This window comes from Mesorhizobium sp. M7A.F.Ca.CA.002.05.1.1, assembly GCF_003998335.1.
Taxonomy (GTDB): Bacteria; Pseudomonadota; Alphaproteobacteria; order Rhizobiales; family Rhizobiaceae; genus Mesorhizobium.
Map to the genome: position 1 here is coordinate 1 of NZ_RZQI01000034.1, position 16,044 is coordinate 16,044.

General features: G+C 58.3%; 16 protein-coding genes. 14 read left to right on the forward strand and 2 right to left on the reverse strand.

Annotated features, from left to right (window positions below):
* Positions 1 to 520, forward strand: a 520-nt coding sequence (locus tag EN939_RS03530) for a substrate-binding domain-containing protein (protein WP_164750874.1), incomplete at its 5' end; no start/stop codon positions are given.
* Between the two features lie 164 nt (positions 521 to 684).
* A complete protein-coding gene (locus tag EN939_RS03535) occupies positions 685 to 1,488 on the forward strand; it encodes a TIM barrel protein (RefSeq protein ID WP_063169395.1) in 804 nt (267 codons plus the stop codon).
* A 48-nt stretch (positions 1,489 to 1,536) separates the two neighbouring features.
* Here the strand turns inward: EN939_RS03535 and EN939_RS03540 are convergent, their stop codons facing one another.
* Complete coding sequence (locus EN939_RS03540; RefSeq protein ID WP_063170390.1) at positions 1,537 to 2,454, reverse strand: LysR family transcriptional regulator; 918 nt, start codon at positions 2,452 to 2,454, stop codon at positions 1,537 to 1,539.
* 701 nt (positions 2,455 to 3,155) lie between these two features.
* Here EN939_RS03540 and EN939_RS40000 point away from each other — a divergent pair.
* The gene (locus EN939_RS40000; protein WP_095769983.1) at positions 3,156 to 3,650 is read left to right on the forward strand and encodes an IS110 family transposase; all 495 of its coding nucleotides are present in this window, start codon (positions 3,156 to 3,158) and stop codon (positions 3,648 to 3,650) included.
* 179 nt (positions 3,651 to 3,829) lie between these two features.
* Positions 3,830 to 4,453 (forward strand): hypothetical protein, encoded by a 624-nt coding sequence (locus EN939_RS40005; protein ID WP_353812186.1) that lies wholly within the window; start codon positions 3,830 to 3,832, stop codon positions 4,451 to 4,453.
* 29 nt (positions 4,454 to 4,482) lie between these two features.
* On the opposite strand, the gene EN939_RS38500 is transcribed toward EN939_RS40005, so the two are convergent.
* A complete protein-coding gene (locus EN939_RS38500; RefSeq protein ID WP_127262750.1) occupies positions 4,483 to 4,758 on the reverse strand; it encodes a hypothetical protein in 276 nt (91 codons plus the stop codon).
* Positions 4,759 to 5,597: 839 nt separating this feature from the next.
* On the opposite strand from EN939_RS38500, the gene EN939_RS03550 reads away from it, so the two are divergent.
* From EN939_RS03550 to EN939_RS03595, 10 genes are all read left to right on the forward strand, one after another.
* Entirely contained in the window at positions 5,598 to 5,879 is a 282-nt protein-coding gene (locus EN939_RS03550; RefSeq protein ID WP_029356603.1) for an acyl carrier protein, read from the forward strand.
* Positions 5,880 to 7,088 (forward strand): beta-ketoacyl-[acyl-carrier-protein] synthase family protein, encoded by a 1,209-nt coding sequence (locus tag EN939_RS03555; protein ID WP_063169402.1) that lies wholly within the window; start codon positions 5,880 to 5,882, stop codon positions 7,086 to 7,088.
* 853 nt (positions 7,089 to 7,941) lie between these two features.
* Positions 7,942 to 8,532 carry a NodA family N-acyltransferase gene (locus tag EN939_RS03560; protein WP_063169401.1) on the forward strand — a complete coding sequence of 197 codons (591 nt, stop codon included), beginning with the start codon at positions 7,942 to 7,944 and terminating at the stop codon, positions 8,530 to 8,532.
* Complete coding sequence (gene nodB / locus EN939_RS03565; RefSeq protein WP_063169400.1) at positions 8,529 to 9,188, forward strand: chitooligosaccharide deacetylase NodB; 660 nt, start codon at positions 8,529 to 8,531, stop codon at positions 9,186 to 9,188. The genes EN939_RS03560 and nodB overlap by 4 nt, the downstream gene beginning before the upstream one ends.
* A 15-nt stretch (positions 9,189 to 9,203) precedes the next feature.
* On the forward strand, positions 9,204 to 10,529 hold the full coding sequence (gene nodC / locus EN939_RS03570) for a chitooligosaccharide synthase NodC (protein ID WP_063169399.1): 1,326 nt from the start codon (positions 9,204 to 9,206) through the stop codon (positions 10,527 to 10,529).
* A gap of 261 nt (positions 10,530 to 10,790) precedes the next feature.
* Positions 10,791 to 11,705, forward strand: coding sequence for a nodulation factor ABC transporter ATP-binding protein NodI (gene nodI, locus EN939_RS03575; protein ID WP_024505873.1), 915 nt, complete (start codon positions 10,791 to 10,793; stop codon positions 11,703 to 11,705).
* A gap of 3 nt (positions 11,706 to 11,708) precedes the next feature.
* On the forward strand, positions 11,709 to 12,497 hold the full coding sequence (locus EN939_RS03580; RefSeq protein ID WP_063169398.1) for an ABC transporter permease: 789 nt from the start codon (positions 11,709 to 11,711) through the stop codon (positions 12,495 to 12,497).
* A 283-nt stretch (positions 12,498 to 12,780) separates the two neighbouring features.
* Entirely contained in the window at positions 12,781 to 13,542 is a 762-nt protein-coding gene (locus EN939_RS03585) for a sulfotransferase domain-containing protein (protein ID WP_127266955.1), read from the forward strand.
* Between the two features lie 389 nt (positions 13,543 to 13,931).
* Positions 13,932 to 15,218 (forward strand): dicarboxylate/amino acid:cation symporter, encoded by a 1,287-nt coding sequence (locus EN939_RS03590; protein WP_063169396.1) that lies wholly within the window; start codon positions 13,932 to 13,934, stop codon positions 15,216 to 15,218.
* 275 nt (positions 15,219 to 15,493) lie between these two features.
* Positions 15,494 to 16,044, forward strand: a 551-nt coding sequence (locus EN939_RS03595) for a LacI family DNA-binding transcriptional regulator (protein ID WP_127266956.1), incomplete at its 3' end; no start/stop codon positions are given.

A 16,044-nucleotide genomic window follows, 5' to 3' on the forward strand; every position in this document is an offset into this window, starting at 1 on the left:
CAGCAAGGTCGGACGGACTGCCGCTTGGGTGTTTTCCAAGGCCGCAAAACGGCCCGGCAAGGTGGCGGTGTTTGTCGGAAGCCATCGCTTCCAGGCGCATGCGACGCGGGAAACGGCCTTTCGTGCGTATTTTCGTGAGAACGCGCCAAAATTCGAGGTGCTTGATGCGCTCGTGAACCTTGATGAACGGCAGCTCACTTACGAAAAATTGCTGGATCTTATGCAGCGGGAACCAGAGCTCGTCGGCTTCTATATGGCCGGCGGGGGGATAGAGGGGGCAATTTCCGCGCTCCGAGAAGAGGGGAGCGGTCAGGATCTCGTCGCGATCGTGAGTGAAATGACGCCGCAGTCACGTGGGGCGCTTGCGGATGACATCTTGACGATGGCGGTCGGCACGCCAATGCGCCGACTTTGCCAGGAGCTGATAATGGCAATGGAGCGGGCCATCAAAGCCGGCGTCGCGGAGAGCCCGGGGCAGACATTTCTGCCGTTCGACATTTATCTTCCGGAAAATATTTGACCTTGATGGATTTCTATCATGAGCGCCCATTTTCCTTTCACCGATGAAAGGAAAGCTCGATTGACTCGGCCGTCTCTGTCCGATCTGTGAACCGGCGTGGTTCCGTCTTGAAAGAAGCCGGATGCCGAAATGGCAGCCGCGCTTCATGGAAGGAAAGTCAAGCAATGCGCCAGGTATCGCCCCGCTTTGCACTCGATCACATGGCGGCGCCCCGCCTTGACGTCAGTGCGCTTTTCGCGCTTGCCCGTGACCAAGGCCTGACCGACGTCCAAATCCGTTACCCTCATTTCAGCAATCCTGTCGCACGCGGCATTCCGGCTGCGGACGTTCGGTTGGCCGCTACCGAAGCGGGCGTCACGATCATCTCTGTCAACGCCTTGCAGCGGTTCAACGACTGGACTCCAACGCGTCAGGCCGAGGCAAGCAACCTCGCCGATTATGCGACGGCGTGCGGGGCGGAGACGCTCGTGTTGGTGCCGGCCAACCGCAGCTCGTGGCCCACCAATAGCGAGCGCCAGGACAATCTTCGTTTCGCTCTAAACGAGATCAAGCCAATCCTCCAGTCGCGGGGTCTGATCGGTCTCATCGAGCCGCTGGGTTTCCGAACCTGCTCGCTTCGATCAAAGAAGGAAGCGGCCGAGGCCGTTGCCGCGGTTGATGGCCAGTCCGTCTTTCGCCTCGTGCACGACACGTTCCACCACACCCTGGCCGGGGAGACATGCCTGTTCTGCGAGCTTACCGGCCTGGTGCACATTTCAAGCGTAAACGACCCGACCTTCTGGATTTACCCCGATCGCTTTCTTGCAGGTTCCGACAATGGCAGCCAGATTCAGGCGCTGCTGGATGGCGGCTACGCGGGACCTTTCTCATTCGAGCTGGTCGAGGAAGTCCATTCTCTGGACGATCTCGCAGGCGCACTTGCCGCCAGCATCGACTTTATCCGGCGAGGGCTATTGTCGTCAAAGTAGATGGTGACAGGAGTAGTGACTATAGGTGCGCCTGAATTTTCCGTGGGTTCACAGCGGGGCAGCCATCCGAGATGCCTCCTGTATCATTATCTCCCGCATCCAGATGCTTGCCGGATCGCTATTGTGGAGGGCCGGCCATTGGAGGGTCTCGGTGAATGTGGGAAATGGCAGCGGAAGTTCGATAACCCGCAGGGGGAACGTTTTTTCGAAATGCCTGACCAGCCGTAAGGGCATGGTCGCTATACGAGCTGTGCCGGACACCATAGGTGGAATCATGCTGAAGCCCTGCACGGCGACCTCGACACGTCTCTTAAGGCCATGCTCAAGCAAAAACCATTCCTCGATAGACGGCTTCATCGTACGCCCGAACCTGACCGCGACGTGCCTCATCGACATGTATCTCTCGAATGTAAGCTGCTGTGGCAGCTGCTTGTTTGTGGGACAGCCTACGCACACGAGCTTCTCGTCAAACAGCGCAACGCTTGAATGCACACTCGACGTGAACATATCCGGTAGAATTAGAAAATCGACGTCACCGCGCCGGAGAAGCTCATCGGGGCTATCGTCGACAGGCAGCAGTTCGAAGCTGACGGCGGGGGCTTCCCGTGAAATACGCTCCACAAGCTTTTCGAAAAACACGAGCGTGACGAAATCGGAAAGAATGATCCTGAAGAGGCGATCGGCTCGAGCTGGGTCAAACGGATCCGAAGAAATAATCGAGCACTGGATGTGCTGGAGAGCGTCGCGAACTGCGGGGGCAAATGCTGCCGCACGCGGGGTTAGAAATCTTTCGCGACCTCTTATCGTAAACAGTTCATCGCGGAAATAATCGCGCAGTCGGGCGACGGCCGCACTCATGGCGGGCTGACTCAGGTTAATCCTGCGTGCCGCCGCCGAGAGATTACGCTCCGTCAGGAGTGCGTCGAGCACAACGAGGAGATTTAGATCAAGTCCTTTGAAACGCATGTCATCAGCCATCCATGGGATGGATGCCTTTAACCGAAACAAACGACTTTAACAATTTAGCATTCTTGCAATCTTTTGTCGCAAAAAGTTTATGATGGATGACGTTAAGGTCCGACATATGAGCCGCGTGATCTGCCGAAGCGAGCAATCGTTCGTACTGTGCAGGTCAGAGATTGGCAGTTTGAAACGCCGGGCCGATGGCGCCGGTCTATCAACCAGCGTCTTCGGCGGCCCCGACCTAGCTAGGCGTGGAACCTAATAGGGTGCACCTTTCCAGTCCGAGGCGACTGATGGGCGGTTTGATCCTAAGCTGCCGTGAGGCCTGTGCCAATTGTATCGGCGAGCCAATGCAGCAGTCCGGCAGCGTTTTTGAGAGCTGTTGTAGGCTCGGCCTAAGCCCATTGGCGCAAGCCTATCTGAACGAAGCGCTTGGCCTTGCCGCTATCCGGTATGTGATCTGTGGTGCCTTCTCGTCCTGCTGTTCTTGTTTTGGAACGCCCTTATGGTGAGCCCATCCGGGACGTGGGGCACCGGGAGCACAAAGGTGCAGGCAGGCCGTCAATAGACCGTGGGCTGAGAGCCCGAGCTCGTTACATGGCCGCCCCTCGCGACTTTCCCGGATGCGCTGCGAGCGCGGATCAGTAGATGTCGTGTTGCCCGCCAGCTCCCGTCTTTGACCGAGCCAAGAAGGAGGAACGGGCATGCTTATCATCGGACTGGATATTCACCGCGCCTTCGCCGAAGCAGTGGCATGGGAGGAGGGCAGGCTCAGGCGACTCGGCCGCGTCGACATGCGGCGCGATCTGCTGGCGGCGTTCGCCGCGAAGCTGTCGCCGAACGATGTCGGGGTGATCGAGGCCACCGGCAACGCGACGTCCGCTGCAGCTGTGGTTGCGCCGCATGTGAAGAAGGTGGGGATCGCCAAGCCGAAACAGGTGTTTATCGTTGCCTATGCCAAGATCAAAACGACGATCGACGCCGACGTTCTTGCGCAGCTCTATGCCAGCGGCTTCTTGCCAGAAGTCTGGATTGCGGACGAGCCGACGCAGGCTCTGCGTCGACAGGTGACACGGCGCAATCAGATTGTCCGACAGAGATCTCGATTGAAGAGCGTCATCCAGTCGATCCTTCATAGCCACCTGATCCGTCCTGCCCGCATGCTGACCTGTGCGGCGCCAAGGGTCGGACCTGGTTAATCGAGCAGGTCGTACCGCAGGACGAGCGCCTCGCGATCGATGGGCATCTGCGCGAGTTCGACCGATTGGGCGAAGACCTCCAGGTCATCGAACGCGATCTTGTCCGCTCGGCTCTCGAGGATGAAGGCGTGAAGCGGCTGATGACCATTCCCGGCGTCGACATCACCGTCGCGCTGGCGATGAAGGGCGGCGATCGGCGACGTGTCGCGCTTCGACGATCCGCAGAAGCTCGTGACCTATCTCGGGTTGAACCCAAGCGTCCAGCAGTCCGGCCAGGTCCGGCCTACCATGGGCGGATCACCAAGCAGGGCCGTGGTCATGCGCGCGGCATGCTCGTCGAGGCGGCCTGGGCGGCCGCTCGTGCTCCCGGACCGTTGCGAGCCTTCTCCCTGCGGCGTGCGAGCCCGGCGCGGACAGCATGTCGCGGCCGTGGCAACCGCACGCAAACTCTCTGTCGTGATCTGTCATCTGTTGAGAAGGGCGAGAGTTACGCGTGGGCTCGACCCTCCCTGCATGCCAAGAAGCTTGCGCGATGTGGAACTCAAGGCCGGGAGCAAGGCTGTGCGCGGCCAAAAGGGAGCGCACGCCTACAACATAAAGAGCCACCGGGAAGAAGAGCGCCGCTGGGTGGAGCAGGCCGAGGGCGCCTATGCACGCCTCGTCGCCGGTTGGAACCCACGAGGTCCGAAGAGGGTAGGCACGGATGCCGCAAACGAGGCGCGACGATAGAAGCTGCGCGGCAGGGCTCTCATCTCGGACCCTGCTCTTCGCCACGCGGTCGTCCGTGCGCGACAGGAGAATAGCGCAGATTTATCAAAAAGGCTCTTGTCGATCACATCAGTGGTCTTGGGCGCTGTACGGCCGGGTGAAGACTTTGCAGGTGGCCCGGAAAGCGTTTGACCTGCAGCGAAGCAATTGTCGTCATTACGCGCTCGACCCGGGCGCCCAGCTTGGCATAAGGGCTACGTGGCCTCAGGAAGCGTCGTCGCCAATGCAGACCATGGACGAATTCCCAGCCGATGCCGAGATGCCGGTCGACCGTGCCTGTCGCCGTCCGGTGATGCGATGCCCCCGAGCGGATGAGTTCGCCCCGGATGCTCCCGGTCACGACGCACGGGTTCGGGTTCCAAGGCGCTCAGTTTTGTTCGCGCCCAATCGGTGTAGGACGCGGCAGAAATACGAGCGTGACGAAATCGGAAAGAATGATCCTGAAGCGGCGATTCGGTAGAGCCGGGTCAAACTATCCGACGAAATAAACGATCACTGGATGGGCGGGGGAGCGTCGCAAACTGGAGGGCAAGAGCTCCCGGACGCAGCGTTAAGTTTGAATACCTCCGCGGACATGGTCGCGAGCTTATCGCGCAAATAAATCGAGCAGCCGAGCGCCGGCCGCACTCATGACCGGCTGGGCTCGGTTAATCCTGCATGCCGCGCCCATGAGGTTACTTGTCCGGAGTGCGTCGAGCACAACGAGGAGATGTAGTTCACGATCTTTGAAAAGCGTGGTCAACCATCCAAAGTGTGGATGCCTTTCATCGAAACAAACGATTTCATCAATGTTCTGGAATCCTGCATGGGCAGAAGCACCTGATGGACACCGATGCCCCCACTGCCTCATGGCGTGGCGAGCGTCTTAAGAAACCGCCCGAAAGGAGATTTTTCATGCGCTCTACCGGGCAGTGGAGTGCTGGGAAAGGGAGTTGCAACTGACCGGCCATGTCAAACTGTCCGACTTCTTCCGAGCCTATGGACAGACCGGGAGACGCGCACGTGTAGCGGCTCACATCGTCATACTGCACCTACGCCACACACCGGCCGGACCTGATCCGGCTTTATGAGCATTGGGCTTTGTCAGTTGCCCAAGCGTGATGGCTTTCGCGACGCGGCGCGCCTCAGGAACTGAGCCGCGTCCAGGTCGAAACGCGGGAAAGAAAGACAGGAAACAGAATGGCCGATCAATTCGCAACGGACGTCATTGCCCTGATCAAGAAACGCGCCGAGTCGGAGAGCGGTGAGGGAATGCCTGCGTCATTCGTCGGCGAGATAACAATCGCCACGGAACTGGACGCGCTCGGGTTCGATTCGCTGGGTTTGGCGGACGTCCTCTGGGATGTGGAGCAGGCCTACGGCATCAAGATCGACATGAACACGGCCGATGCCTGGTCCAATCTCAAGAATGTCGGCGACGTCGTGGAAGCCGTCCGCGGCTTGCTTGCGAAGGAGGCTTGAATGGACAGGCGCGTCGTTATCACCGGAGTGGGCGGCCTGTGCGGACTGGGCACCGAGGCCGCCTCTATGTGGAAAGAGATGCGCGAAGGCCGCTCCGCCATCGGCCCGATCGCCAATTCCGAGCTTCATGACCTGGAGGGCATGACCGGCGCTGAGATCAAGGCGCTGCCCCAGCACGACATCAACCGGGGGCATCTCATCTCCATGGACCGCTTCAGCTTGCTCGCCGTGCTTGCAGCGCGCGAAGCCATGCGGCAGGCCGGACTTTCCTGCGACGAGGGGAATGCCCATCGCTTCGGCGCGACAGTGGGCGTCGGATTTACCGGTTCGTACGCAACAGAACAAACTTACCGCTCACTGCTTTTGGGTAGCGCAATCCGTGCTGAACTCTTCACTGGAGTAAAGGTGATGCCCAGCGCCGCTTCCGTCCATCTTAGCTTGAGCCTCGGCTTGCGCGGGCCGGTCTTCGGGGTGACCTCCGCATGTGCCTCGGCCAACCATGCGATCGCCTCGGCGGTGGACCAGATCAAGCTGGGCCGGGCCGACGTAATGGTTTCCGGGGGCAGCGACGCACCCTTCGCATGGGGCGTGCTGAAAGCATGGGAAGCAATGCGCGTGCTTTCACCCGATACCTGCCGGCCCTTCTCCGCCGATAGGAAGGGCCTGGTGCTGGGCGAGGGTGCGGGCATGGCCGTGCTGGAAAGCTACGAGCATGCCACGAGGCGTGGTGCCACAATTCTTGCCGAGATCGCCGGCGTCGGCCTTTCCGCCGATGCCTTCCACATTGCCGCGCCATCTGTCGAGGGGCCAGCGTCGGCGATGCGCGCCTGCCTTGCCGATGCCGGGCTGAATGCCGAGGACGTCGACTACCTCAACGCGCACGGCACCGGTACCAAGAGCAATGATCAGACTGAAACGGCGGCGATCAAGCGTGTGTTTGGAAACCACGCTTATTCGATGTCCATCTCTTCCACCAAGTCCACGCACGCGCATTGCCTCGGCGCAGCGAGCGCGCTTGAAATGATCGCCTGCGTGATGGCAATCCAAGAGGACGTCGTGCCGCCGACCGCCAACTATCGCGAGCCAGATCCCGCTTGCGACCTCGACATCACACCCAATGTGCCGCGCGAGCGCAAGGTGCGCGTCGCCATGAGCAACGCCTTCGCCATGGGCGGTACGAACGCAGTTCTGGCATTCAGGCAGGTGTAGAAGCCATGCAAGACGCCTCATTTGAGGTCACCTGTCGTATCTAGCTGCTTGCCGGACCACTATGTAAAGCGAGCGCTATTGGCTGCCTCTGCGATGCGGGAATTGGCAGCGGACGTCTCTCGATCAAACAGGCATCTTGCTTGTAGAATTCTTTTAATCGTGAAGCGGCGCGAGTGCGCTATCCGTTGAGGTGAGCAAGGCCGGCGCCCTGGGTGAGCGCTGGTGTCGGGTGGTGGAAAGTACAGGGGGAGCTGTGTGGCCCCTCTTTCTCGGCCTCGACGATGTGCGAAGGAGCCTGCGCGGCGAACGGGCCAACGCCCCAGGCTCAGAACCTGGGCGAACCTAACTCCCGCCAAAGGACAGCCCAGAGCTGGATACACGAAAGAGATACTGAACCCGCGAATCAGATTCTGATCAATCGTCGTGTCTGAGCTCCACTCGGCTCTTACGGAGATAATCGCGCGGCCCGGCAACGGCCGCGCGTGCCGCGGGCGTGAGCTTTGCGCTTCGTCAGAAGTGCCTCGAGCGTGACGACGATAATTGACCAGCCATATGGAACGCATTCGCCCAGTTATCCAAAGCGTGGATACCTTTCATCTAAACAAAGGATTTTACCGTTTTTGCTGCAGGTCCCATAGAAGCGCTTCAAGTTGGAAAGATAGGTAGTTCCGATGGTTGCGTTGGATCTGAGGAGCATCATCTGGTGTGCGGGGCGTACAAAGTCAGTCGCATCTGCATTGCGGCTTGGTCTTTCGGCGGTCCCCACAAGTTACGCCCCGTTGGCGCGACGCCAATTATTTAATCAATGCTTGGACATTTATCTCAACCAGACAGCTACAAGGTGAGGTCTTCCATGCGTCCGAATGTCGAGTGGAAGTTGTGCTGGGAAAATGAGCTGCAACTGGCCGACCATGTCGAACTCTCCGACTTTTTTCGAAAGACCTATGGACGGACTGGCGCCTTCAACGCGGAGCCATTCGAAGGCGGCCGCAGTTGGGCCGGCGCGAGGCCGGAATTCCGCGCAATCGGCTACGACGCGCATGGGGTAGCGGCTCACATCGGCATGCTGCGGCGCTTCATCAAAGTTGGCGAGGTCGACTTGATCGTCGCTGAATTGGGCCTGTACGCGGTTCGTCCGGATCTTGAAGGGCTCGGAATCGGTTTTTCGATGCGCGTGGCGTACCCAGTGCTCCATCAGTTGGGTGTTCCATTCGCTTTCGGCACGGTTCGGCACGCGCTGCGAAACCATGTCGAAAGATTCTGCAGAGCCGGCCTCGCGAACATTGTGTCGGGCGTTCGCGTACGGTCGACCCGTCCAGATGTGCATCCCGACCTGCCGCCCACGCGCCTGGAAGACGTACTCGTGTTGGTTTCGCCGATCGGACGCTCGATGGACGAGTGGCCGTCTGGTACCCTGATCGACCGGAACGGTCCGGAACTATGAAGCCTCTGGACTACATATGCGAAGGGCAGAGTGACAATGCCGATCGCATTGCAGAGCGCAGCGTCTATCTGACGTTTGACGACGGTCCCAATTCATTTTTCACACCGCAGATACTCAATGTGCTGGCGCAACATCAGGTGCCGGCGACCTTCTTCGTTGTTGGGGCCTACGCGGCCGACGAGCCGGAACTCGTTCGCCGAATTATTACAGACGGCCACGGTATAGCCAACCACACGATGACTCATCCGGACCTAGCTAAATGCGGGTCCGTCGAAGTCGACTGCCAGATAGTTGAGGCAAACAGAGTCATAGGGATGGCTTGCCCGCAGGCCATGGTTCGGTACTTTCGTGCACCCTATGGCATCTGGACCGAAGAAGTAATCGCTGCATTAGCGGGTGAGGCATTGGCGCCCGTCCATTGGTCCATTGATCCACGCGACTGGTCTCGCCCCGGCGTTGACGCCATCGTCGACAGAGTGCTCGCCGATATCCGGCCGGGCGCAATCGTGCTGTTGCACGACGGGTGCGCTCCCGACGAATTGCAACCAGGCAATCAAGCCAGTCTGCGCGACCAGACGGTGACAGCGTTGTCACGCCTAATTCCAGAATTGCACGGCCGCGGATTTGTAATCCGATCACTTCCTCAACATCCCTGAACAAACAGAGATCCTATGGACCTTCTCACCACAGCCAGTACTGTTGCCGTTTCGTCTTATGCGGTGCTCTCGACTGTTTACAGAGGCATGCAAGCGGTCTACTCCCAACCGGAAAATGTTACGCCGCCGTCGGAAAGCTTGTTCGGATCCGACCGTTGGCCGAGCGTGGATGTCATTATCCCCTGCTACAATGAGGACCCGCGCACACTCGCGGCGTGTTTAGCTTCCATTGCAAATCAAGATTACTCCGGAACATTTCAGGTCTATCTGGTTGACGACGGTTCTGGAAATCGTAATGCCGTCATCCCGGTACATCACGCCTACGAGGGCGACCCGAGATTCAATTTCATTCTGCTCCGCGAAAATGTTGGCAAACGCAAGGCGCAGATCGCCGCCATCCGCCGCTCATCTGGAGATTTCGTGCTCAGCGTCGACTCTGACACGACACTTGCGTCCGACGTCATCACGAAGCTTGCAGTAAAAATGCGGGATTCCATGGTCGGAGCGGCCATGGGCCAGCTGACGGCATACAACCGCAGCGACACTTGGTTGACCCGATTGATCGATATGGAATACTGGCTGGCTTGCAATGAGGAGCGCGCGGCGCAAGGTCGCTTTGGTGCGGTCATGTGCTGCTGCGGCCCATGTGCAATGTACCGCCGGTCTTGTCTCCTTTCTCTGCTGGATCAATACGAGACGCAGCTGTTCAGGGGGAAACCAAGCGACTTCGGTGAAGACCGTCATCTTACGATCCTCATGCTGAAAGCAGGCTTTCGAACCGAGTACGTTCCAGGTGCCGTCGCGGCGACAGTCGTTCCGGACAAGATGGGACCTTATTTGCGCCAACAACTCCGCTGGGCACGAAGCACTTTCCGGGACACGATGCTTGCGCGAGGTCTACTGCGTGGCCTGGATCGCTATCTAACTTTGGATGTGATGGGAGAGAATCTCGGCCCATTGTTGCTCGGCATCGCGGTAGTAACGGCGCTCGGTGAGTTACTATTTTCACATACAGTAAATTGGTGGACGGTGCTGGCTATTGTCACGATGACCATAATCAGATCTACGGTGTTATCTTTCCGCACTCGGCAGCTTCGATTCATCGGCTATTCAATGCACGCGTTAATCAGGATATTCCTGTTGATCCCCTTGAAGGCTTACGCCCTGTGTACATTGAGCAATAGCGATTGGCTGTCGCGTAAAAGTGTTCCCCTGCCCAACAGCAGCACAAAGGAAATCACAAGCGCGATGCCGCTTGGCGGAGCAAATGCTGCGGGCAATTCTGGAATTGCGGAGTCACTTCATACTGCAGATCTTTCGCTCACAGCTAGTGAAGTCTGACGGCCTTGCAGCGCCGAGTGACCGAGTAAGTTGTGTCAGTCGACACGGGGTGAAGCTTGTCGAGTTACCTATGATCAGAACGGGGACTATGTGGAAGCGACACGTGGCATCTTGACGTTATTCTTTGGCGGAAGCGATACACACGTCGCTCCGGCCGCGACTTTCCAAAGGTGTCATCTCAAGGCGGTGGCCTGCTCTGAACCAGAATTCGCAAGTAAGCTGCCGGTGGCCAATCGGACTCATTCCGCTTGAGATAGACGCATGTCCAATGTAGCAATCGACCTTACCGGCGTAACCAAATTATTCGGAAACAAGCTCGTTGTGGACGGGCTGTCCTTCACCGTTGCATCGGGAGAGTGCTTCGGTCTGCTGGGGCCTAACGGCGCAGGCAAGAGCACGATTGCGCGTATGCTCCTCGGTATGACCCGGCCTGACGCGGGTGATATAACAGTCCTCGGTCTACCAGTGCCGGCACGCAGCCGCTTGGCCCGCAAGGGCATAGGCGTGGTCCCGCAGTTCGACAATCTCGACCTGGAATTTACGGTACGTGAGAACCTGTTGGTGTTCGGGCGCTACTTCGGCATGAGTACAAGAGAGATCAACGCCGTCATCCCACGGCTGCTCGAGTTCGCTCGCCTTGAGAGCAAGGCGGATTCACGTGTCGGCCTGCTATCCGGCGGGATGAAGCGGCGCCTGACGCTGGCACGTGCTCTGATCAACGACCCCCAGTTGCTTGTGATGGATGAGCCCACGACCGGCCTCGACCCGCATGCCCGCCATCTGATCTGGGAGCGACTTCGTTTCCTGCTGGCGAGCGGAAAAACGATCATTTTGACCACCCATTTCATGGAAGAGGCTGAGCGGCTTTGTGATCGGCTGTGTGTTCTCGAGCGGGGACGCAAGATCGCCGAGGGCAGTCCTCATGCGCTGATCGACGAGTACATTGGGTGCAACGTGATCGAGATCTTCGGCGGTAATCCACAGGAGCTGATTTCGCTGATCAGACCGTACGTTCAGCGTGTCGAGGTAAGCGGCGAGACGCTCTTTTGCTATGCGCCTGAGCCGGAGGATGTGCGCATCCAGCTTCGCGGTCGAGCGGGTCTGCGTATTCTAGAGCGTCCACCCAGTCTGGAGGACGTTTTCTTGCGGTTAACCGGACGTGAGATGGAGAAGTGAGCAATGGGTGAACGTTTTGCGGCCGCTCTACCCGCCAACGCCTGGAACTGGATGGCGGTGTGGCGCCGCAATCATCTGGCATGGAAGAAGGTGGCATTTGCTTCAATGCTCGGCACCCTTGCTGATCCGATGATTTACCTTTTCGGGCTCGGCACTGGCCTTGGACTGTTGGTAGGCCGCATCGAAGGTGCATCCTACATCGCCTTTCTGGCAGCCGGCATGGTTGCGACGAGCGCGATGACAGCATCAACCTTCGAAACAATTTACGCGGTTTTCGGTCGAATGCGCGATCAGGGCACTTGGGAAGCAATCCTGCACACACAACTTACCCTCGGCGACATCGTTCTCGGTGAATTGACCTGGGCAGCCACAAAGGCTTTTCTGGCCGGTACGACAATTGCGATTGTTGCGGCCGCGCTAGGTTATGCCGCGTGGACGTCGGTTCTCTACGTGCTACCGGTCGTCGCTCTCACCGGATTCGCCTTTGCGAGCCTGGCCATGCTCGTCATCGCGCTCGCGCCCAGTTATCACTATTTTATTTTCTATCAGACGCTTGTCATCACACCCATGCTGTTCCTTTCGGGCGCGGTTTTTCCAGTCGGCCAATTGCCAGGAGTGTTTCAGCAGATTGCGGCCTTCTCGCCCCTGGCGAATTCTATCGAGCTAATCCGTCCGGTGATGCTCGGCCGCCTGGGCGACAATGTAGGGCTGCATATAGGCGCACTTTGCATGTTCGCTGTATTGCCTTTTTTTCTGTCGGCTGGACTGTTTCATCGACGACTAATGCGTTGACGCTTGCTTACACCCATTAACCAGAAGGAGGTCCGCAATGCCGGATGCAAACTGCCCACAGCGGCCCGGAGGCATGCGTATGCTAGGAATCGCGAGTGGTACAACGCCGAAGCCGGGCGCCACCCAGCCGCTGCAGGCACCCGCCCAGCTTCGCGACCACACCTCGAAGAACAGGCTGGATGGTGAGGCGCGGACCCACCCGGAGCGTTCAATCGATAGCAGCCAAGCTTCTTGTGCGCGTCCACAGACCGTCGCGGCCATTATTTAGTTGGATACACATGCAATGACCCACAACGAAGCAACTCCTGAGCCTTTTGTGATCCTTGCTATGCCAAGGACCGGAACACACTATTTAGAAGAATTGCTAAACGAGCATCCGACCGTTTTGAGTAACGGTGAGTTGCTAAACGAATATGATCCCAATTGGCCCAGCACTGATCGCCTGCTAGGCACGGATCGCGAGCTTCTTGAGCTTGCCTATGTGCGCTGCCCTATGCGCGACTACAAGAATGTGACGCATCTTGGATGCAAGATCAATGAACCTCAGTTTCGCGAGCGTCCCGCATTCTTTGCGGAACTGGCTCGTTGGCCAGCACTCAAGGTCATCCTTGTTGTTCGCCGAAACGTATTGGAATCGCTCCGATCCTTTGTGCAGGCCAGGGAAAGCGGTCACTGGCTGAAGTTCAGCTGGGACAACGATACCGCTCGGCCACCGAGCGTCAGGTTGTCAATCGCCGACTGTGAGGCTTATTTCAAAGCCGCCGACGATTTTCACGCTCGCGTTATGGACTCCTTCACGTCGACCAACCTGCTTGTAATGGAATACGAGAGCCTACTTCACGAACCTGCCCAATGCCTGGGAGCGGTTTGGGATTTCCTGGGCGTTCCAGCGCTTGAGCCATCAGATAACGCCATCCTGCAGCGCCAGGAAACGCGACCGCTGGATCAAACGGTGGAGAACTTTGACGAGTTGCGGATTCACTTCGCACGGGGACCTTATTCAAGATTTTTTGACCTCGGAGATTCAATGCGCTCCTACGCTTAATCGCTTGTACCGCGTGCTCTGATGGGCGTGTAGGATATCCTGCAGTTTGCGCGCATTCCGTCGCAAAACTGACAAACCAAAGTCACCAAGACGACAGAGATATCGGCCGGCAGTCGATCTGCGGCAGACATCAAAGACACGGCCGCAAGGCGACCTGGTCAATTCCCTCTCTGGCGAAGCACTTCTTCAGACGCGATCTTTGGCGAGCCTTGAGTGCAAATTCCGGCAAAGGTGGAGGGTTCCAGTGCGCAACCCGCACCAATCTCGCTGGACGGGACAGGCCTCCAGTTGGCACGGCGCTTGCTCCGAGATGACAGCAGCGCTCGACCGGAGCGCAGCATGGGAGAAGGAGGAGCCCCCACCCCGATCCGGTCAGGGAGAGAGAAACGGTGTTGGTTCCAAGAGTCCCCCGCGCGATCGCAGCGCCCCGCAAGCCCCATTTTGCCCGGACCTACGTGCAGGTGCTTGCCGCCATAGTCCTGGGAGCCGCAATTGGCTACCTCTATCCGGAAACCGGCCAGAGCCTGAAGCCGCTCGGCGATGCCTTCATCAAAGTCGTCAAGATGATTATCGCACCTGTCATCTTCCTGACAATTGCGACCGGCATTGCCGGCATGAGCGATCTGCAGAAGGTCGGCCGAGTTGCCGCCAAGGCGATGGTTTATTTCCTCACCTTCTCGACACTTGCACTCGTTGTCGGACTGATTGTCGCGAATATCGTTCAACCTGGCGCCGGCCTCAACATCGATCCGGCCTCGCTCGATGTCCAAGCCGTTAAGGGCTATGTGGCCACGGCTCACGAGCAGTCCGTGACCAGCTTCCTGATGAACATCATCCCGTCAACGATTGCCAGTGCCTTCGCGGAAGGCGACATCCTGCAAGTCCTGTTCTTCTCGGTCCTGTTCGGCATTGCTTTGGCGATGACCGGAGAGACGAGCAGGCCGGTCGTTACCTTTCTCCAGGCGCTTACCGCCCCCATTTTTAAGCTCGTCGGCATTCTGATGAAGGCTGCACCCATCGGCGCCTTCGGCGCAATGGCCTTTACGATCGGCAAATACGGAATCGGTTCGGTGGCCAACCTCGCGATACTGGTCGCGACGTTCTATCTTACCGCCTTCCTCTTCGTGTTCGGGGTTCTCGGCGCGGTCTGCCGCTACAACGGCTTCTCGATCTTTTCTCTCGTCCGCTACATCAAGGACGAGCTGCTGCTTGTCCTGGCAACGTCCTCCTCGGAGGCCGCGCTGCCCTCGCTAATGGAGAAGATGGAGAAGGCCGGCGCCGCCCGTTCGGTCGTAAGTCTCGTCATCCCTACTGGATACTCATTCAATCTGGACGGTACCAATATCTACATGACGATCGCCGCCCTCTTCATCGCCCAGGCGACGAACACAGATTTGTCAATTGCCGATCAGATCCTCCTGCTGCTAATTGCGATGCTTTCCTCGAAGGGTGCGGCAGGCGTCACCGGCGCCGGCTTCATCACATTGGCCGCTACTCTCTCTGTCGTGCCGAGTGTTCCCGTTGCCGGAATGGCTCTAATTCTTGGCGTGGACCGCTTCATGTCGGAATGCCGCGCGCTGACGAATTTAGTCGGTAATGCGGTGGCATCGCTCGTTGTCGCTCGCTGGGAAGGCGAATTGGACCAGTCACGGATGGAAACCGCTTTCCGCGGTTAGGGTTACATCAAACTGGCTCCCCGCAAGCAAGATCGCAACAGCGCGACGTGTAAGTAGCGGCCTTGACACAACAGTCGAATTGCCAGCCTCCAAAGAGCGCTGGAAATAGAGTACTAACGCAGTGAGTAATACAACACCATGAAGCCCCTAAGCAAACGAACGGTTCACGGAGACTCATCTGGGTGCGCATGGAGCGCTGTTCGTCGAATGCGCTATCCGCGGGGTGGGGGAACTATTTCAGCTTGCCGCCCCAAGCCGTCGCGGGAGCGCACCGGATGATGGAGGACCGGCCGATCAGAATCGCTAGGGGAAAGCGCGTCACAATAGCCGATCTCGCCCGCGAAGCCGGAGTCAGCGTAGCAACAGTCGATCGGGTTCTGAACGTCCGCCTTCCGGTGCGAGAGGAGACCGCCCAGCGGGTCCATGCGGCCGCGCACGCGATCGGCTATCATGCTGCCGGTCTCATCAAACAGCGCTTGCAGCAGCACCTGCCGCACTACAAGCTGGGCTTCATCTTGAGAAAACCTACCCACGATTTCTACCAAGATTTCGCTCGCAAGATCGAAGAGTCGGTCAGTATGGCTAAATCCTTCCACGGCCTTCCGATCATCGAGTTCGCGCAGTCACATTTGCCGCGTGACCTGCTCCCGCTTCTTAAGGACCTTGGGAGCCGCTGCCAGGCGATCGCCATGGTGGCGGCCGATCACCCGAAAATCACAGCATCAGTCGAGGAGCTCAAGGCGAAAGGTATCCCGGTATTTTCGCTGCTATCCGACTTCGCCGATGGCGTGCGCGAGGGCTACATCGGCCTCAACAACAGCAAGGT